Source organism: Aquimarina sp. AD10 (genome assembly GCF_003443715.1).
GTDB classification, from domain to species: Bacteria; Bacteroidota; Bacteroidia; order Flavobacteriales; family Flavobacteriaceae; genus Aquimarina; species Aquimarina aggregata.
Genome location: NZ_CP031965.1, coordinates 652,789 through 672,213 on the forward strand (window position 1 = coordinate 652,789; position 19,425 = coordinate 672,213).

Consider the following 19,425-nt stretch of genomic DNA (forward strand, 5'->3'; position numbering starts at 1 on the left):
ATTCCATTTTTTCTACTCTGCACGGTATTTAAGTGTAACTTCATAATAGAAATCACAGCAATAGAATACCTGTTTTACAGGATGTTTTATCGTCATTTCAAAGTCTAATTTTAAGTTGTATTAGGTATTTTGTTACTTTTTAAATAAATACATTAAAAATAATAAGGTGTAACCCGAAAAACCATCAATAAATAGAGTAGGGATAATCAAACTTGGAACAATGAAAACTTTTGAAGGAAAATGGGTGGATTTTGCTGACCAAATTATTTTGGTAACAGAAAATAAGAGAAGTTTAGAAGTTAGATATCATAACGGTCCGGGTCCGTTTTATGGGCAAACGTTAAACCTATATTCATTTGTGATTAATGTGGATTTTGAAGAGTTGTCACCATCCACAGGAGTTTTATCTGATGATGAAAATATTATTTTTTGGAGTAATGAGACAAAATGGACAAGGGTTGATTGTATTTTATGATAAATGAATTGAAAATATATACAATAGGGGGCTCTGAAAACCTATACTATGCAAATGTCTTTTTTAATCATAACTTTTCTTGACGTTTTCTTAAGGTTTTTAGAAAGGAAAGGTTGTCCGTTTATGGCAACCTTTTTCTTTTTATAAAATAGCAATATAGTTATGTGCATACATTAACTAATATAATTCCAAATATTCTTATGCTTTGCTAATTGTTGATAGGTATACAGTATCACTTTATTTTTTTCTGAGGCTAACGAGGGGTCATCACCTAGTATTTTCATAGCATAATATCGAGCCGTTTTAAGAATATCATTATCTCGAACAATATCGGCTATTTTTAGATTTAATACCCCACTTTGTTGCGTACCCATAATGTCCCCAGGACCCCTAAGTTTTAAATCAACTTCTGCAATATCAAACCCATCATTAGTCCGTACCATAGTTTCTAATCGGGTTTTACTATCTGCCGAAAGTTTAAAGCTTGTCATAAGTATACAAAAACTCTGTTCAGCCCCACGTCCTACACGTCCTCTTAATTGGTGTAATTGCGATAAACCAAAACGTTCTGCACTTTCTATAATCATGACACTTGCATTAGGAACGTTGACACCAACCTCAATTACTGTTGTAGCTACCATGATTTGCGTTTCTCCTTTTACAAAACGCTCCATTTCATAATCTTTATCCTTAGGCTTCATTTGGCCATGTACTATCGATATTTGATAATCAGGCATAGGGAAGGAGCGCGCTATACTTTCATAACCATCCATCAAATCTTTGTAATCCATAGCTTCAGATTCTTGAATCAAAGGATATACAATGTAAATTTGCCTTCCTTTGTTAATTTCATCTGCGATAAACTTAAATACTTTTAAACGATTACTATCATATCGATGTACCGTTTTAATCGCTTTACGACCAGGGGGTAACTCATCAATAACCGAAATATCTAAGTCCCCATATAAACTCATTGCCAATGTTCTGGGGATAGGAGTAGCCGTCATCACCAAAATATGTGGTGGATAGGTGTTTTTATGCCATAATTTTGAACGTTGTGCAACGCCAAATCTATGTTGTTCGTCAATGATAGCTAAGCCTAAGTTTTTAAATTTTACTTTATCCTCAAGAACAGCATGTGTGCCGATTAATATATGTAATGTACCTTCTTCAAGTTCTTTATGAATTTCTCGCCTTTGCTTAGTCGTAGAGCTTCCCATTAATAATTTAACGTTGATATCCAACTCTTGTGTTAGCTCTAAAATTCCCATATAGTGCTGATTAGCTAAAATGGCCGTAGGAGCCATTAAACAAGCCTGAAAACCATTATCAATAGCCAATAGCATAGTCATTAATCCTACTATAGTTTTCCCAGAGCCTACATCTCCTTGTAACAAGCGATTCATTTGAGCGCTACTCCCAATATCATTTCTAATTTCTTTAATTACCCTTTTTTGTGCATTGGTAAGATCAAAAGGAAGGTGGTTCTTATAAAAATCATTAAAGTGTTCACCTACCTCTGTAAACGGAAAGCCCTTGATTTTTTGTTTACGAATCAGTTTTTTGGTAATGAGTTGCAATTGAATATAAAATAACTCTTCGAATTTAAGTCTATATTGAGCTTTGGATAATAATTCCTGACTTTTCGGAAAATGAATATTGAAAACAGCTTCACTTTTCGAAATTAGCTTTAGTTCCTCCAGAATTTCAGAAGAAAGAGTATCATAAAACCTAACTTTGGTTTCTATAAAGAGTTGTTGCATCATCTTCATAATAACCCGATTGGTGATGCCCTTGTTTGATAATTTCTCTGTAGACGGGTAGATGGGTTGCATTACAGTCCTTAGGTTTTTCTCGTGTTCTGTGAGTAATTCCATTTCAGGATGTGGCATGCTAAAACCATTATAATACTTTGGTTTACCAAAAATCACATAAGGTGTATTTAGTTTTAGGTTTTCTCGTATCCATTTATGACCTCTAAACCATACTAATTCTAAAGAACCAGTATCATCCATAAATTTAGCTACAAGACGTTTTCCTCTTTTTTGCTCAACAGTTTTAATGTTGACAATTTTACCCATAATCTGCACTTCAGAAGAATTGCGTTGTAGCTGATTAATCTTATAATATTGAGTTTTATCGAGATATCGGTTAGGAAAGAAGTTTACCAAATCTTGATAGGTATGAATCCCTAATTCTGATCGCAACAAGTCAGCTCTAGAAGGGCCTACGCCTTTTAGATAGTCTATAGGTGTTTGTAAAACTGAAGGGTTCATAAGAACGAATATAGCACTTATTCAAAAATAGTTCAACCAATATTTATAAACCATGTTTGGTTCGTTACTAATTATTATAAACTTTAAACCAAAAACTTCTTAAATACTATTTAGTAATGCATAATGTAGATTGATAAAAATGAGAATAATAGCTCTCAAATATATCCATACCGTATAGGTGTTTATATACGATATGATAAGCCATGTTTAAAAATTGCCACATTCCAAGAGTAAATTCGTTATTTTGGCAGAACATTTGATTAAAAAAAGATATGCGTATAATCTTATATTTAATAATACTATTAATTCCCGGTGTAGGGATAACAAAGCAAATTGATGCTGTTGACTTTTTAACCGGAAATGTAAATATTTCTGTACATCCCGATACTAAGGAAGTTAGTGGGAAAGTAATATATACTTTTACGATGTTGCAATCAACAACCTCAGTATATATAGATGCTCAAAAAATGAATATTAAGACCGTTATGCTTGACGGAAATAAGATAAACATAAACTATGATGATAAGAAAATTGTTATTGCGTCTGATTTCAAAGAAAAAACCAACCATACTGTAGAGATAGAGTATACTGCTACCCCTAAAAAAGCACTGTATTTTGTTAAGGATTATCAAAATAATGATCAAATTTGGACACAAGGTCAAGGAAAATACACCTCAAATTGGTTGCCAAGTTTTGATGATATGAATGAAAAAGTAGAGTTTGATCTCACCATTAATTATCACAAAGGTTATGAAGTGATTGCTAATGGAAAATTGATCAAAAATGATGCGGTTAATGATTCTATTCAGAGTTGGCAATACGATATGAAGCAACCTATGAGTAGTTATTTGTTAGCACTGGCCATAGGCAAATATGATAAAGTCGTTGAAACCTCTGCAGAAGGAATACCTTTAGAAATGTATTTTTATCCAGAAGATAAAGATAAATTTGAAACGACATATAGACACAGTAAACGCATATTTGACTTTTTAGAAAAAGAAATAGGATATGCTTTTCCCTGGCAAAATTATAAACAAATACCTGTGAAAGATTTTTTATATGCAGGTATGGAAAACACAGGTGCCACAATTTTTTCTGATGCCTTTGTAGTTGATGAAACGGCATTTGTAGATCGAAATTATATCAACGTTAATGCTCATGAATTAGCCCATCAATGGTTTGGAGATTTGGTAACAGAAACCGAAGGTACTCATCATTGGTTACAAGAAGGTTTTGCAACATACTATGCACTTTTAGCAGAGAAAGAGATTTTTGGTGAAGATTACTTTTTATATAAACTGTATGAAAGTGCGGAACAACTTACACAATTATCAAAAACACCCAAAGCCACTTCATTATTAGATCCAAAAGCTAGTTCTCTAACCTTTTATCAAAGAGGAGCATGGGCAATTTATGCACTACGAAAAAAAATAGGAGAAACTAGTTTTAAAATCACCATTCATAACTTTTTAGAAAAATATAAATTCAAAAATGCAACAACAGATAATTTTATCGCAGTAGCAGAAGAGGTAAGTAATACCGATTTAGGAGAATTTAAAAAACTGTGGTTAGAAAGTGTTACTTTTCCTTCACAAGAAGCTTTAGACTTATTAACAACATCGACATTTATAAAAAAATATTTGGGATTGGCACAAGAACGAACACAACCTTTAGCCGGCAAATGGGGGACTTTAGCTAAAGCATTAGATTTTCCTGTTAATGATTATATTGGACAAGAAGTGATTTACCAATTAGGAGGAAAAACATCTCCCGAAATTATTGCTTTGTACGATAAGGCTTTTGAGACTAACAATATTTTTGTTCGACAGGCTATTGCCAATGTGCTTAGTAATATTCCTTCAGAGTTACGAACACAATATGAATCTTTGTTAAAGGATAAATCATATGCAACTATAGAACCAGCTTTATATCATTTATGGTCTAGTTTTCCAAAGAACAGAAAACAGTACTTAGAAGATACCAAGAATATTACAGGATTTAATGATAAAAATATAAGGATATTATGGCTGGTATTGGCATTAAGTACCAAGGACTATGAAATCGAAAATCATCAAAAATTCTACTTTGAACTGTCTGGTTATACCTCTTCTAAGTATCATTTTAGCACACGCGAAAATGCGTTTACCTATTTAGAAAGTTTACAAGCTTTTTCCGACGAATCTCTAAAGAACTTAGTTGATGGAGCAACACACCATAATTGGCGTTTTAGAAATACATGTAGAAAAATTCTTGATAAATTACTGAAAGATGAAAAATATAAAAAGAAATACGTAGTTTTAAAGAATAATTTACCTAAAAATCAACAAGATTTTTTATCCAAAAAATTAACCCCATAAAATAGAATATGCGTGCATTAGTAATTTCTGGAGGCGGTAGCAAAGGAGCTTTTGCAGGAGGAGTTGCTCAACACCTAATACAAGATCTAGAGCGAAAATATGATATGTTTATAGGAACTTCTACAGGTAGCCTATTAGTGTCTCATCTAGCATTATCAAAGATTAGTGAGATAAAAGAATTCTATACCTCGGTTAATCAATCTTCGATATTTAAAAATTGCCCGTTTATCATTAAAAAGAAAAGAGGATATACCAATATAAGTATTAATCATTTCAATGTACTTCGCAATCTTATCGGAGGAAAAAAATCTTTTGGAAATAGCGAAAATCTTAGAGATTTGGTAGGTAATGCTATTTCTATCAAGGATTTTGAAAAACTAAAAGCTTCAAATACCGAAGTTATAGTAACAGTAACAAATTTATCGGCTAATGTAGTAGAATATAAATCGTTAAAAGATTGTAGTTATACTGATTTTTTAGATTGGATTTGGATATCATGTAATTATCCTCCTTTTATGAGTTTGGTAAGAAAAAACTCATGTGATTATGTTGATGGAGGCTTAGGATCGATGGTGCCAATTCGCGAAGCTATACGCAGAGGAGCAAAAGAGCTGGATGTAATCGTTTTAGAAACGGAAGTAAACTATCTAAATCGTATGCCAACAAAAAACCCTTTCTCATTAATCACAAATATGGTTGATTTTATGATGGATAAAATAGAACATCAGAATATTCAGATAGGTAAATTTGAAGCTAAAGAAAAAGATGTGTCTATGGATTTATATTATACACCTACGGTACTCACTACTAATTCACTAGTGTTTGATAAAGATAAAATGACAGAGTGGTGGGCTAAAGGTTATGAATTTGCGAAACAAAAAAATATTTCTAATCCAATATAGATGCGAGCATTAGTAATTTCAGGAGGAGGTAGTAAAGGAGCGTATGCTGGTGGTGTAGCGCAATATTTAATGGAGGAAGAAGGTAAAAAATATGACCTCTTTTTAGGTACATCTACGGGTAGTTTGTTAATATCTCAATTGGCACTAGGTAATATCGGAAAGATGTATGATATCTATACCAATGTAAATCAACATACTATTTTTAATGTAAATCCATTTATAGTCAGAAAAAAAGGTAATAGAGAATTTGTGTCCATTAACTTTTTCTCATCTTTATGGCAGTTTATTAAAAAGAAACGAACATTTGGTGAAAGTAAAAATCTAAGACGTGCTATACGAAGGAATTTTACCGAAGCAGAATTTAGATTAGCACGAAGAAAAGTAGAAGATATTGTTGTTACCGTATCTAATCTTACCAAAAATAGGACAGAGTATAAATCTATTAATGATTTCTCCTATGAAGATTTTTGTGATTGGATATGGATGTCCTGTAATTATGTCCCTTTTATGAGTTTAGCCACAAAAGATGGTTGCGAATATGCAGATGGTGGTTTTGGATGCATGGTACCTATAAGAGAGGCGATTAGAAGAGGTGCCACAGAGGTAGATGCTATCATATTAGAATCTGAAAATATGGAGCACAATAAAGTTTTGGGAAAAAATCCATTTTCTCTTATGGTAAACTTATTTGGGTATATGCTAGATCAGGTAGAGGGACATGATACCGTAGTAGGTAAATTGGCAGCAACACATAAAGATGTTGCACTTAATTTGTATTATACACCTTCTAAATTAACAGAAAACTCGTTGATTTTTAATAAAAAGTTGATGGGTAACTGGTGGAGACAAGGTTTTGAATATGCTGCACAAAAGGCAAAACAAGCCGAAGAGAATAAACTAAAAGATATAGATTTAGCAGGATAATACATTTACCGATGTATTATTCATTTATTATAGTTTATAAACCATATTTTGCTTTAAAATATGGGTTTCTTTGTTTTCTTGCATAATAAAAACACTTATGATGAAGAAAATAATACGAAGGATACATTTTGTAGCCTTTTTTCTAGCAACTTTACTTGCTAACTCCCAAACACTACCTGAACCCAATACACCTTGGGTTAAAATATTTTCTGAAGAATTTGATGGAAATGCAGTTGATACGAACGATTGGATTGTACGAAATAATGAAAGACAAGGGTTTAGTACAAATTCTCTTGATGTTAGCAATGGTACTTTAAAAATTAACAATACATATCCAACCGGAGGTAGACCTGTTGGTGGATGGATCGAATCAAGAAGAAAACCAATAGGGGATGAACGATACGGATATTATGAAGCCAGAGTAAGAATTACTGCAGATCCTAACGGTAAAATATGGCCAACATGGTGGATTTGGGGTAAAAATTTTAGAAATGGCGCTCCAGGTCCTACAGCTACAGAATTTGATCTAATGGAGTATAGTGGTTTTGCAAAAAAGTTTTTTGAAAATAAAGCTACAACTTCTCATCATTATAGTGAAAAAAGAGTACTTAACGGTAAAACTAAAATAGACGCAAGTATAGAAAGCGTTCGTACCAGAAATGCTTTTGAATGGCATACTTGGGGTATGTATTGGAGCCCTACAGAAGTGTCTTTTTATTACGATGGCGTAAAGTACCTTACCTCAGATCAACCTATCGATGCAGCAAACGATCCGTATGATATGAGTTTGATTTTATCGTGCTCTCCTCATACAATAGATGTAGTTGATTATAATAGTGGAGCGGGTGGTTTTCAACCAAATAATGTAGATCAAGCCACAGCGGCGCAACCAAGTCAGACATTACCAAGTTTTGAAATAGATTGGGTACGTGTTTGGAGTCTGGGCTCAACAGTAGGAACAAATGATTGTCAAGGATTACCTAATGAAGTTTGTCAAAGAATCAATATTGCCAATACAAACTTTAAAGTACAAACTGTAGGCGAAAGTTGCGATGGAAATACAAATGGAAAAATAAATATAGAAGCTACAGAACAATTGGCTTATACAGCAACTATCGAAGGTACTTCAAACTCAAAGAATTTTGAAACAAGTACTTCTTTTGATGGACTTGAAAATGGAGCATATATAGTATGTATTACAGCAGATGGTTTAGCCGATTTTAAACAATGTTTTGAAGTGGTTATTAAAGAATCAAATGCAGCAAACATAGATTTGTCTATTTATAATGTAAGTGAAAATTAGTGCCCTAAAATTGTAAAGAAATAGAAATGAAAAAAGTCAAAATAATATTTTCAATATTTAGCATAGTGTCTCTATTAAGTTGTAGCAATTCTGATGATAATGCTGAAACTCCCCAAGTTGTAACACCTGGAGAAGCTTTGTTATTAGCACCTGCAAAAGATGATACATGTATTATGGGAACTATAGTAAATGCTACAGAAAGTGAATTTGAATTCGCATGGAATGCGGGACAAAATGCAACAGGTTATACAATAAATTTAACAGATTTAAAATCAGGAAACACCACAACAATAACTGCTACAGAAACAAAAAGAACAGTAAGGTTATTACAAAACAATCCGTATTCATGGTCAGTGACTTCTAGAGCATCAGGAAGTGAAGAAACAAGTACAAGTCCAGTTTGGAAATTTTATAATGTGGGGGAGGGGATAGCAAATTATGCTCCTTATCCCGCTGCAATAAAATCTCCTCAAAACCTTGAGACATTGACAGGATTAACAACAACTATAGAGTGGGTTGGAACAGATGCAGATAATGATATAGCTTCTTATGATGTGTTTTTAGGAACTACAAATCCTCCTACAGATACTCTAGGTAATACAACCAACATGTCTATATCGAGCGGAAATTTATCATTAGGCACTACTTATTATCTTCAAGTCGTAACAAATGATACTTTTGGAAATAAAACAAAATCGGTAGTAACAAAATTTACTACGCCCTAGGTATAATTACCTTTTTTTGTCCTTAATTTAGAAATATAAATAGCAATTTAGATACAGTACTTAAATTGCTATTTATATTTACATATACGGATTATATCATGCCATTATTGTGAGCCATTTTTTCAGGAATGGGTTGATCTATAGACCAATGTTCCTCAATCATTAAGTTCTGTAATCGATAGATATCATAAATAACGCTAGGTTTAGAATCTACTATGCCACTAGATTGAGTAAGTACAAAGTTTCCTTCTCCAATGATTTTATGAACTTTAGTAATAAAAACATTAGAGTAGTATTGAGTTAAACTTTGGAGTCCGTTTTTTATTTTAGGATGATGTTGAATGATATCCTTACTTACATAATTTGAAATTAAACTAAAATCCCTATTCAATAAAATAGCTTTGGAATATTGATCAATAACAGATTTGTTACTGGAGGTGTTTTCCAGATTCTTGATGGTTATTGTTCCTTCTACCTCTGGATTACCGTTGACACTAGATACAGATTTGGTTTTTATGGCATCCCAATGTTCCGCAATAAGACCATTTTCTATTCTAAAAAGATCTAATACTACTTTTTGTTCATCGGCTATGGCGACCTGTAAGTGAGCCGCAACGTATTCGTTATCCGAAAGTATTCTAATAAAGGGTTTAACAGGGTTCTCTGGTTTAGGAAGTTGCTTTAAAAAAGAAATTGCTTCTAAAAAACCTTTCTTACCCGTTTTTACCATTGGGTTATGTTGAATATAATTTTCGGTTACTATTTTATCAGCATAATCAAGATCTATTAGACCAATTACATTTTTATAAAAATCTAATATTATTTGTTTATTATTTTTGCTTTGTGTCATTTTTAATAAGTTTTAACGTCCTCTTGTTCAAGAGTAATATGTTTTCTTGCGTGAACATGTAGAGGGATTGAATTTTCTTCAATCTTGTAATTTTAAAAAATAAATTGAGTGATAAAGCCAGTAATGAGTAAACATAATTATCCCTTTACACTACATTTTTAGAATAATCTAGTGGTATGTTTATCCCAAAAAGACAGGCGTCTTTTGAATTGGCTTTGATGCTATGTTAAAACTATTATACAGATTTTAAAAATAGTAAAAAAAAGAGAATGATACTTGTTTTTAATATAATATTAGGACCATATTGAAAGTATAAGACAATGTAAATAATATGCTGTTAATAGCTTCTTCAGAAGTTCAAATTTTTTGATATAATTGTTAGACAGGTAGTATCAATCAAAACTTGTTGTAAAAAATGTTTGACTATTGTTATTCAGTCTATTATAGCATTCTTCTTTGGTATATATTAACTAGTTATAATGACTTTTTAAAATCAATTTAATAGTTCTGTTTTTAATTTTTTATCGTTACAATTGCCTTATTTTTTAATTCCGTTTAATGTTATATCGTAGGATGATAAGTAAAGTTCTATTTTGTTTTTTTCTTCTTTTTCCTTTATTATTTTTAAAGTCATTGTGCCATCTATTGAAGTAAAACTATTCTTATCGATAGGTAAAAGAAAGGAATTAATACCGGTATTTAAAAGATCAAACATAAGAACGCCTTCTTTTTTAGTAAGAATTAGCGTAATAGGAAATTTTTCCAATTTATAACTACCAAGTATAGTGGTATCTAGATTTAACTTTTTGTATCGATATGATAAAGGTGGATAAAAGTTGTCTGACTCATTAAAATCAGGAAAATCTGAATTGATTACTATAGATTCTACTTTTTTAAAATTAGGAATTTTAATAGTATGGGTGCGATTGTTGTTTTTCCAAATGTCTGCTCCTAAAATAGATGAGTAGTTTTGTAGGGATTTTTTATTTATACTATCATAAGCTACTTTTAAACTAATGGGTACAGGTCTTTCTCCTATTCTTTTTACAATAAGATTCCCTTCATCAAACGATTCAATTTTTAGATCAGGATATCCCATTTTAAAATACCAAGAATTCCAAAAGAAACTTAGATCTTCACCGCTAACATTCTCAAAAGTATAGAAAAAATCATATGGGGTTGGTGATTTTTTTGCCCAACGTTCAATATATGTTTTTAAACATTTAAGAAATTTTTTTTCACCTAAATGCTGGTAGAGTAAGGCATAAGTAAATGATGGAAGGGAATAGGCCTGATAACCATAATTATCAGTGGTGTATACGGTAGAAGTAACTGCCGGCAGACTACTAATGCTGCCAATTTTTCTTTGTACTCCAAGCTTAAATTTAGAATAAAACGAATGATCTTCTTTTTTATCATTAAAAAACTTATGCATGGTCAATATTTCAATAAAATCTGCCCAACCTTCATCCATCCATGCAAAGCGCCTTTCGTTAATTCTTACATACATAGGGAAATATGAATGGAATAATTCATGAATTGTAAGAGGTTTACCTGGACCTCCATTGTTCGCCATCATAGGAAATTCCATACCACTACCTCTATTTTTAAGCCCAATAAAGGTTGTAAATTGTGGATACGGATATGGAACCCCGGGAACATCATAGGTAAAGTGTTTAATTATTTTTTGTTGAATGTGAGTTACTTCTTTATATTTTTCAATTTCTTGAACGGGAAAAGCAGTGTTGATAAGAACATTGTTCTCTTTTACTTTCTCAACAGCGGCATCCCATAAATAATGATCACTCATTGCAAAAGCAAAGTCGGTAACTTCTTTTGCCTTATAGTTCCAGGTTCCGCTTTTTAATTTTAAATTTTTAAGCTCTTCAGGAGTAACGATATTTATTACATCTTTTGAAGATTGAGCTTTTAGGTACTTTTTATGAATACTAGTAGGAAGAATATCTGCACTATTTTGTAAGGTACCTGTTGCCCAAACAAGAAAATTATCTGGTGCGGTAATGTTTACATCAAAACTTGATAGATTATTGTAAAACTCAGTAGTAAAAGTATAATCTATTTTATCCCAACCAAAAATATCATCATATACAGCTACTTGGGGATACCAATATCCAATAAAAAATGAAGTCTCATCTACAGCACCTGTTCTTCTAAGTGTTAATGGTACTTTTTGCTGCCATTCAAATTGTAATGTTATTTTCTTTCCTGTTTTTAAGGGCTCAGCTAAAAGGATACTCATGTTTGTGCCAATACGGCGTATTTGTTTGCGGTCAGAGAGCTCATACTTTACACCTTCAACTATAACACTTTTGATAATTGTACCTTCACCAATATCTTTTTCATTAACTTGAATACTCCTAGCATTGCCTTTTTTAAAGACATCATAGTACAATCTTATTACAACTTCAGATAGATCATCAGGACTGTTATTAGTAAACTCAACAACTTCTTTTCCATCGATTAATCTAGTCGAAGGAGTAACCGCAACATCTATTTTATAATTGACTTCATTTTGCCAATATTTTTCTCCGGGTTTTCCGTCTTTAGATCTAGTTTGTTTTTCATAAGCTGATTGAATTTCTCTAGGAATATGCAGATCGCTTTGTGCATTTATACTATTCGATAATATTATAAAAGAAAATGAAAGGATAAATATTTTTAATTTCATTGGGAATGAATTGTTTTTACATAGTTAATGTCTAAAAACAGTAGTATGTTACTCTTAAGAAAAATATATAATTGTATATGTAGTCTTCTTGTTACTTATTAGAGTAATTTAAAACATTAGTGTAAGTACTATTATAAAAGCTTTATGATTAGCTAAGTTTAGCTACTACTATATACTAAACAAGTCATTTACATCACTCTTTACGGCAGCTAAAGCAATTTCACTAGGAGATCCTTTTTCTATTACAGTAGTTAGAATTATTTCTCTCATTCGATCAGTTGAGTCTACGGTTTCATCCAATGTTACTTTTCTAATTAATGAGATGATCGCATTTTTTGCTGTTTTAACTGTATTCCAACATTCGTCAGATATATAGATTTGTTGAGTTAGATTGTGCTCATATTCTTGATCAATAGCATGAATTAAGAGTACTTCATAGTTCTTTTTATTATCCCCAACAGGCTCCATTCTTTGCAATAGTTTTCCTGGAGAAATTCTTTCTAAAAATAAGGCTATACGTTCGTAAGCCTGAAGTTTAAGAGGTAATGCTTCCTTCTGGTTTTCTCGATACAAAAGAAATCTACGTCTTTTTTCTTCATTTGAGGTATGTAGTTTGAAAAAATACACAGACACTAAGGTTATTAGTATTGCAGGAATCAAAGATATAACTAAAGGTATTACTTCAATATTCATGAGAAAATATAGATTGTTAGTGTTAATTATTTTTTTAAATGACTATTTTGAATTATAAGAACCACCAAGATACGTACATTCTTTTAAATCCGTTGCACAGTTATACGCTACAGGAGTCTTGGTATACTTAAAAGATTCTTCTAATGTTTTTGTAAGTTCACCATCATCTACATTAAGGTCAATGTCTTGCATCGAAAATTGACAGGGGTGTTCATAACCCGATGCATGTGTAATTTCTATAAATTCTTTTCTAAATGTTTTAAAATATTGTGCTAAACGATCTGACTTAAGAGGAACATCGATACCTTTTTGTAACCATTTACTTTGCGTAGCTATTCCACTTGGACAGCGATTTGTATGACACACTTGAGCTTGTATACAGCCAATACTCATCATAGCTTCACGAGCGACATTAATACAATCTACCCCCATAGCAAATGCCATAGCTGCTTTGGCAGGAAATCCAAGTTTACCACTTCCTATAAAAACAACTCTATCGGTAAGATTGTATTTTTGAAATATTTTATAAATGGCTGTAAATCCATAAATCCAAGGCAAGGAAACATGATCAGCAAAACTTGGTGGAGCCGCACCAGTACCACCTTCACCGCCATCTATTGTGATAAAATCAGGCCCTCTGTTAGACTCAGACATTAACTTAGCTAAGAGTTCCCATTGTTCAGTTTTTCCAATAGCCGCTTTGATACCTACCGGAAGTCCCGTTTCTTCAGCAATATCCTCGATAAATTGTAAAAGTTCAGGAACACTCGTAAATGCAGTATGAGATGATGGCGATAATACATCTTTACCAACTTGTACGCCTCGAATCTCTGCAATCTCGGGAGTTATTTTTGCACCGGGCAAAACACCGCCTTTGCCTGGTTTAGCCCCTTGCGATAATTTAATTTCAATAGCACGAATGAAAGGGTTTTTATCTACCAATTCTTTCATTTTTTTCATTGAAAATTTACCATCATCACCACGAACACCAAAATAACCCGTACCAAAATGAAAAATAACATCACCACCATTGCTATGATAGGGGGAAAGACCACCTTCTCCTGTATTATGATAAGAATGTGATTTTTGGATTCCTATGTTAAGAGATTCTACTGCGCGTGCTGATAAGGAACCGAAACTCATTGCAGATACATTTATTACAGATCCTGGACGATATGGTTTTTTACGTTGGTTGTAAAGCCCCATAACTTTTGCACAAGGTAAAAATGATTTATCATCTTTGTTGGGATGATCCTTATCCATTTGAAAAGGGATCATACAATTTTTTATAAAAATATGTTGATGCTCGTAAATATCTCTATCTGTACCAAAACCTTCATAATTATTCTCGTTTTTAGAAGAGGCATATACCCAACTTCTTTCAATTCTATTAAATGGAAGTTCTTCTCTATTATTAGCCACAAAATATTGCCTAATTTCGGGACCGATACTTTCTAATAGATATCTAAGATGACCTACAATAGGGAAATTATGACTGATTGTATGTCTTTTATTAAAAAAAACGTCTCGAATAGCAATTAAAGCAAAGGCAATAATGATCCATATCCACCAAGATATCGAAGCTAAAAAACCAAGTATACTTTCCATGTTACACTAAATCTATTTTATTGGGCGTTGAGATAATCTAAAGTTAACTGTGACATCACTTTAACCCCTAATAATAAACCACTTTCATCAATGTAAAAATCAGGTGTATGATGTGAAGGAGCGTTCTTTGTTGAAGGAGACTTACCACCTAAAAAGAAATAAAAGCCAGGCACTACTTCTTGAAAATAAGAAAAATCTTCACCTCCAGTAGTTGCTTTTGACAAAAGTACATTTTCTTTACCTGCAATACTTTGAATAGTAGGTAACATTTGTTTTACCAAATCTGGATCATTATAAGTGATGGATGTATTGTTTTGAAAATTGATTGTTGCTTCAGCTCCGTAGGCTTTGGCAATTGCAGGTACCATTTCATTCATTCTACGAATAATAAGAGCTCTCATTTTAGGGTCTAAAGTTCTTACAGTACCAATCATTTCAGCACTTTCAGGAATAATATTAAATCGAACTCCACTGGTAATTTTTCCAACAGTAATAACAGCTGCTTCATTAACTAAAGGGGATTCTCTACTAATAATAGTTTGTAATCCGTCAATAATTTTTGCTGAGATAAGAATTGGATCAACTCCTGTCCAAGGTGCAGATCCGTGAGTTTGTTTTCCTTTTACATTAATGACAAAACGTTCTACAGCTGCCATTGTTCCTCCAGGTTTGTAACGGATTTTTCCTACATCGGTTCCAGAATTGATATGTAGTCCGAAAATTGCGTCTACATCAGGGTTTTTTAACACTCCTTCTTTAATCATTAATTTAGCACCACCTTCTTCTCCGGGTGGCGGTCCTTCTTCTGCCGGTTGGAAAATAAACTTTACAGTACCGTTTATTTTACTTTTGTTTTTCGCAAGAATTTCAGCTACTCCCATTAATATTGCAGTATGGGTATCGTGCCCACAGGCATGACTAACACCAACCTCGGTATCTAAAAAAGTAGTTTTTACCTTTGATTTAAAGGGTACATCTGCTCTTTCGGTAACAGGTAAAGCATCAATATCTGCTCTTAAAGCGACTGTTTTTCCCTTTTTATCCCCTTTTAATATAGCTACAACGCCTGTTTTACCAACCTTTTCAGTTACTTCAAGCCCTAAGCTATTAAGGTGTTTAGCAATCTTTTTTGCAGTTTCAAATTCTCGATTAGAAAGTTCAGGATTTTCATGAAAATCTCTTCTCCATTCTATAACTTTTGATTCTAATTTTATTGCCATTGATTCTACTTCAGGATCTATTTTTTGAGCCTGAACTGTACAAATAGCCATTAAAAAAAGTACTAGTAGCGTTTGTGTATTCATTATATTAAAAATTAATAAGTCTGTAGTTTTTATTCTGTAATTGAACCAAAGCAGTCATTGCAGACAATGCATATTGTACTTCTGGTAAAGTATTTTCTTTTAATATCTTACGGTAGGCTGCGGTTTGCCCACAAAGAATAATTTGCACGCCTTTCTTTGATAAATCAGCAATAAGCTTCGTGTTTGGGTTATTGATACCGTATTTAGCCTTATACTCGGAATCAATTAGGATATCATTAGCAGCAGAACCGTGAATAACTAATGCAACTTTAAGTTTTTCTAGTGCTATGCCAGCATCTGCATGCATATTTAAATATCGCGCCGCCGTGTTAAATAAAGGATTTACTTTTGAACTATCCTTAAAGGTGCGGCCAATATCAAATACTGCTTTTAACTCATTTTCTTTATCGGTTTTAAAGTCTGGTTTTTTCACTTCATAGGTTTTACCATAATCTGTTATGATTTTACCTTCTTTTTGTGAAAAAATGAATAACGGAAATAGAATAAGACTAAACGTAAATAGAAGAATATTTTTCAAAAGCTATTTTTTTGGCTTCTAAAGATATTCAAAAATCTATTAAAGGAAAGTTAAAATACCACTTAAGATATGTTAGTTACTAAAAAAGCCTATCTGCTTTATGAGCAGATAGGCTTTGTAATGAACTCAAAGTGAGTGTATTTTAAACTATTGTTTTACTAATTTTCCTATATATTTATTATCAATGAGTATCATATACAATCCTTTTGATAATTCAGAAACATCTAATTCAGGAGTAGGCATGGTTCGCAGTACGACTTCGCCAAGTACATTTACGATACTTATATTAAAATCATTAGCAGTAATACCATCTATTAATAAAAGTTTATCGTCGCTAACGGGGTTAGGGTAGTAGGTATATGTTTTACTATTAAGACTTAAATTAAGTTGAGATTGATCTACAGCAAATTCTGCAGAAAGAGCAGTACAACCAGCTTGATTAGCTACCTGTAATGTATATGTTCCTGTTTCTTCAGGAAGATATGTTGATCCATTAGCATCAGCTAATACTTCTCCATCCAAAAACCATTGGTATGAGGTAAACTCTGTATCTATGGCAAGTCTTTGATTTTGATTGACTGCTATAGTTGGAGAAGTAGGTATTTCAAGAACTATAGCGCTTACCTCTGTTCTGGTAGCCGTTGTGCAATCTCCAATAATTCCCGAAACATAATACGTTTGTGATGCATCTAAAGCAGGTGTGTTATATGTTGCACCTGTAGCAATTACAATACCACCAGTTGGTTCTGAATACCATCGGTATTCACTATTTCCGGAGATTGTGATATTGGCTGATTCTCCAGGACAGATATTTTGATCACTTGCAACAGGTTGTTCAGGAAGATTTATAGTTACATAATCCTTTTTTTCATTTTTGTTTTCTCCTATATCATTAACTGCAGTTAAGGATACAGTATATGACCCATTAGTGGTATAAGTATGTGTTGGGCTTTGCTCTGTAGATGTTGTTCCATCTCCAAAATCCCATAGATATGAGTTTACTTTGTTTATTGTAGTGCTTTTAAAAGTAATATCAGAACAGTCATTTCCAGATATTTCGAAATTTGCAACAGGAGGTTGTCTGTTATCTCCAGGCGTATATTTTCCAGAGATAAAATAATTACCCAATGATGAGTAATCCGAATATCCGTTTATAGGAGTTCCTTCACCAACACCATCAATTTCAATAAAGTACGTTCCTGCGGCTAAAGTTTCATTAATAGATGCAGATAAACCATCAGGGTCAGAAGATACAATCTCTTCGCCAAGTGCATTAATAAGTCTGGCTTGTATATTCAAATTCGGATAATCGGGGTCAGGATTAAAATCAAAAGATACATCGCCAGCCTCTGCTATAAAGGAAAATACATCTTTATCATCTCTTTTACCAATAAAACCAAAATTTTGACTAGCACTAACATTTCCATCAGAGTCAACTTTAATTTCTGTTACCTCATTGTTTATAACATTACTATGATCATCATCTCGAAAACCAACACCATTGTTATTATCAGCCATTACTGCTATATCGTCTTGTGTTTGATTAGCGTTTTCAAATTCTCCTTGACTCCATTGCCCAATAGCTCTACTAGCACTCCATCCCATTATTGGACTCCATTTTCCATGTCCGGCATAATACTCTGTACTGCCTTGGCTATCATGTTGTAAACCTAGTGTATGGCCTACTTCATGTGAACCAGTTTCTCCAGCAACTCTACTGCCGCTTATATTATAAACCCAACAAGGGTTGTCATTACTTCTTCCAAAAGATCTTAAAAAAGCTACACCTCCAGAACCTGGAGCTGCATCATCTGTAGAAGTGAAAATACACATCATTCTACGATTTCTTGGGGCTGCTTCAAAAATGTCTCTTCTTGTTGTAATATTGATATTAAAAGGTCTAAAGTCTTCAGCCATTATTTTCCAAATCCTTAAAATTTGTTCGTCAGAAAAACTTGTAGCTCTAGCATTTATTGTAGCACCACCTTTCCAACTAGTACCTGTTACAACTTCACCATCAAAATCTAAGTATACCACACCTGTTGCTCCAGGAAGACTCTCTAACTCAAGTGCCATTTTTGTAATGGGTGTATTTTTACTAGAAGTCTTACCGCTTACTTTTTCATAATCTATACATAGAACACTATGGATATCAGTTTCTTCGATATATACTTTATTATCTGATGCTACGAAAATTTTATATGCTTTCTTAGAATCTTGTAGAACAATATTACCTTCTAACTTTCCAGCTACTTTTGATAAAGAAAGTATTGATGTTTTTTGATTATCGACTTTACCTATAATTGTAAATTCTTGATCGGTTTGCTTTTTTAGCGTAATAGAGCATAATAATGTTTCATCTTTAGATATTTTAATAGCCATAGGTTGGTTGCTTTTTTGGCTTATTAAATCATTGATAAAACTTTGTTGATCTTGGGCGATTAGATGTTTTGTAGATGATTGTGAATGAGTTATAAAACTACTTATTGTAAATAGAGTAAGTAGAAAAATGTTTACTAGTTTCTTATTCATTATGAGACGGGTATAATATGGTAGATATTGAATGCATTTTTGTAGTACAACTGAAAAAAAACAATTTTAGTATGTTAAACACGTATTTAGTATAATTGTTAAATATATAATTCTTTGTTCGGATCTGCTTTATTTTAAGAAAGTAAGACGTATTTTGAAAACAAAATACGCCGTTACCATAATCTAAAAACATAGATTAAAAAAAACTCGATGATTATCTATATCTAAGATTTAGAAATATCATGGTTA

At 32.5% G+C, this 19,425-nt stretch carries 14 protein-coding genes; 6 read left to right on the plus strand and 8 right to left on the minus strand.

Going from position 1 to position 19,425, the window contains the following annotated elements; translation table 11 throughout:
- The first annotated feature begins 220 nt into the window (after positions 1-220).
- Positions 221-475 carry a hypothetical protein gene (locus tag D1816_RS02710; RefSeq protein WP_118501092.1) on the plus strand — a complete coding sequence of 85 codons (255 nt, stop codon included), beginning with the start codon at positions 221-223 and terminating at the stop codon, positions 473-475.
- 173 nt (positions 476-648) lie between these two features.
- Here D1816_RS02710 and recG read toward each other — a convergent pair whose 3' ends face one another.
- Positions 649-2,751 carry an ATP-dependent DNA helicase RecG gene (recG, locus tag D1816_RS02715; RefSeq protein WP_118501093.1) on the minus strand — a complete coding sequence of 701 codons (2,103 nt, stop codon included), beginning with the start codon at positions 2,749-2,751 and terminating at the stop codon, positions 649-651.
- Between the two features lie 272 nt (positions 2,752-3,023).
- Between recG and D1816_RS02720 the strand changes: the two genes are divergently transcribed.
- The 5 genes from D1816_RS02720 to D1816_RS02740 all read left to right on the plus strand — a co-directional run bounded on the left by D1816_RS02720 (position 3,024) and on the right by D1816_RS02740 (position 8,962).
- Positions 3,024-5,108 (plus strand): M1 family metallopeptidase, encoded by a 2,085-nt coding sequence (locus D1816_RS02720; RefSeq protein WP_118501094.1) that lies wholly within the window; start codon positions 3,024-3,026, stop codon positions 5,106-5,108.
- An 8-nt stretch (positions 5,109-5,116) separates the two neighbouring features.
- A complete protein-coding gene (locus D1816_RS02725) occupies positions 5,117-6,010 on the plus strand; it encodes a patatin family protein (protein ID WP_118501095.1) in 894 nt (297 codons plus the stop codon).
- Entirely contained in the window at positions 6,011-6,934 is a 924-nt protein-coding gene (locus D1816_RS02730) for a patatin family protein (protein ID WP_066310882.1), read from the plus strand.
- 100 nt (positions 6,935-7,034) lie between these two features.
- Complete coding sequence (locus D1816_RS02735; protein ID WP_158597771.1) at positions 7,035-8,237, plus strand: family 16 glycosylhydrolase; 1,203 nt, start codon at positions 7,035-7,037, stop codon at positions 8,235-8,237.
- A 26-nt stretch (positions 8,238-8,263) separates the two neighbouring features.
- Positions 8,264-8,962, plus strand: a complete 699-nt coding sequence (locus D1816_RS02740; protein WP_118501097.1) for a hypothetical protein — start codon at positions 8,264-8,266, stop codon at positions 8,960-8,962.
- A 91-nt stretch (positions 8,963-9,053) separates the two neighbouring features.
- Here the strand turns inward: D1816_RS02740 and D1816_RS02745 are convergent, their stop codons facing one another.
- The 7 genes from D1816_RS02745 to D1816_RS26230 all read right to left on the minus strand — a co-directional run bounded on the left by D1816_RS02745 (position 9,054) and on the right by D1816_RS26230 (position 19,176).
- The gene (locus D1816_RS02745) at positions 9,054-9,812 is read right to left on the minus strand and encodes a hypothetical protein (RefSeq protein ID WP_118501098.1); all 759 of its coding nucleotides are present in this window, start codon (positions 9,810-9,812) and stop codon (positions 9,054-9,056) included.
- A 538-nt stretch (positions 9,813-10,350) separates the two neighbouring features.
- Positions 10,351-12,501 carry a M1 family metallopeptidase gene (locus D1816_RS02750; protein WP_118501099.1) on the minus strand — a complete coding sequence of 717 codons (2,151 nt, stop codon included), beginning with the start codon at positions 12,499-12,501 and terminating at the stop codon, positions 10,351-10,353.
- A 168-nt stretch (positions 12,502-12,669) separates the two neighbouring features.
- A complete protein-coding gene (locus tag D1816_RS02755) occupies positions 12,670-13,194 on the minus strand; it encodes a hypothetical protein (protein ID WP_066310869.1) in 525 nt (174 codons plus the stop codon).
- A gap of 42 nt (positions 13,195-13,236) precedes the next feature.
- Entirely contained in the window at positions 13,237-14,802 is a 1,566-nt protein-coding gene (locus D1816_RS02760; protein ID WP_118501100.1) for an FMN-binding glutamate synthase family protein, read from the minus strand.
- Between the two features lie 17 nt (positions 14,803-14,819).
- On the minus strand, positions 14,820-16,106 hold the full coding sequence (locus D1816_RS02765) for an amidohydrolase (protein WP_066310862.1): 1,287 nt from the start codon (positions 16,104-16,106) through the stop codon (positions 14,820-14,822).
- 4 nt (positions 16,107-16,110) lie between these two features.
- Entirely contained in the window at positions 16,111-16,644 is a 534-nt protein-coding gene (locus D1816_RS02770) for a DsrE family protein (RefSeq protein WP_118501101.1), read from the minus strand.
- Positions 16,645-16,791: 147 nt separating this feature from the next.
- Positions 16,792-19,176 (minus strand): PKD domain-containing protein, encoded by a 2,385-nt coding sequence (locus D1816_RS26230; protein WP_066310857.1) that lies wholly within the window; start codon positions 19,174-19,176, stop codon positions 16,792-16,794.
- Positions 19,177-19,425: the final 249 nt, after the last annotated feature.

Coding starts and splice junctions, on each gene's coding strand:
- D1816_RS02710 (WP_118501092.1), top strand. CDS start 221: ATGAAAACTTTTGAAGGAAAATGGGTGGATTTTGCTGACCAAATTATT.
- recG (WP_118501093.1), bottom strand. CDS start 2,751: ATGAACCCTTCAGTTTTACAAACACCTATAGACTATCTAAAAGGCGTA.
- D1816_RS02720 (WP_118501094.1), top strand. CDS start 3,024: ATGCGTATAATCTTATATTTAATAATACTATTAATTCCCGGTGTAGGG.
- D1816_RS02725 (WP_118501095.1), top strand. CDS start 5,117: ATGCGTGCATTAGTAATTTCTGGAGGCGGTAGCAAAGGAGCTTTTGCA.
- D1816_RS02730 (WP_066310882.1), top strand. CDS start 6,011: ATGCGAGCATTAGTAATTTCAGGAGGAGGTAGTAAAGGAGCGTATGCT.
- D1816_RS02735 (WP_158597771.1), top strand. CDS start 7,035: ATGAAGAAAATAATACGAAGGATACATTTTGTAGCCTTTTTTCTAGCA.
- D1816_RS02740 (WP_118501097.1), top strand. CDS start 8,264: ATGAAAAAAGTCAAAATAATATTTTCAATATTTAGCATAGTGTCTCTA.
- D1816_RS02745 (WP_118501098.1), bottom strand. CDS start 9,812: ATGACACAAAGCAAAAATAATAAACAAATAATATTAGATTTTTATAAA.
- D1816_RS02750 (WP_118501099.1), bottom strand. CDS start 12,501: ATGAAATTAAAAATATTTATCCTTTCATTTTCTTTTATAATATTATCG.
- D1816_RS02755 (WP_066310869.1), bottom strand. CDS start 13,194: ATGAATATTGAAGTAATACCTTTAGTTATATCTTTGATTCCTGCAATA.
- D1816_RS02760 (WP_118501100.1), bottom strand. CDS start 14,802: ATGGAAAGTATACTTGGTTTTTTAGCTTCGATATCTTGGTGGATATGG.
- D1816_RS02765 (WP_066310862.1), bottom strand. CDS start 16,106: ATGAATACACAAACGCTACTAGTACTTTTTTTAATGGCTATTTGTACA.
- D1816_RS26230 (WP_066310857.1), bottom strand. CDS start 19,176: ATGAATAAGAAACTAGTAAACATTTTTCTACTTACTCTATTTACAATA.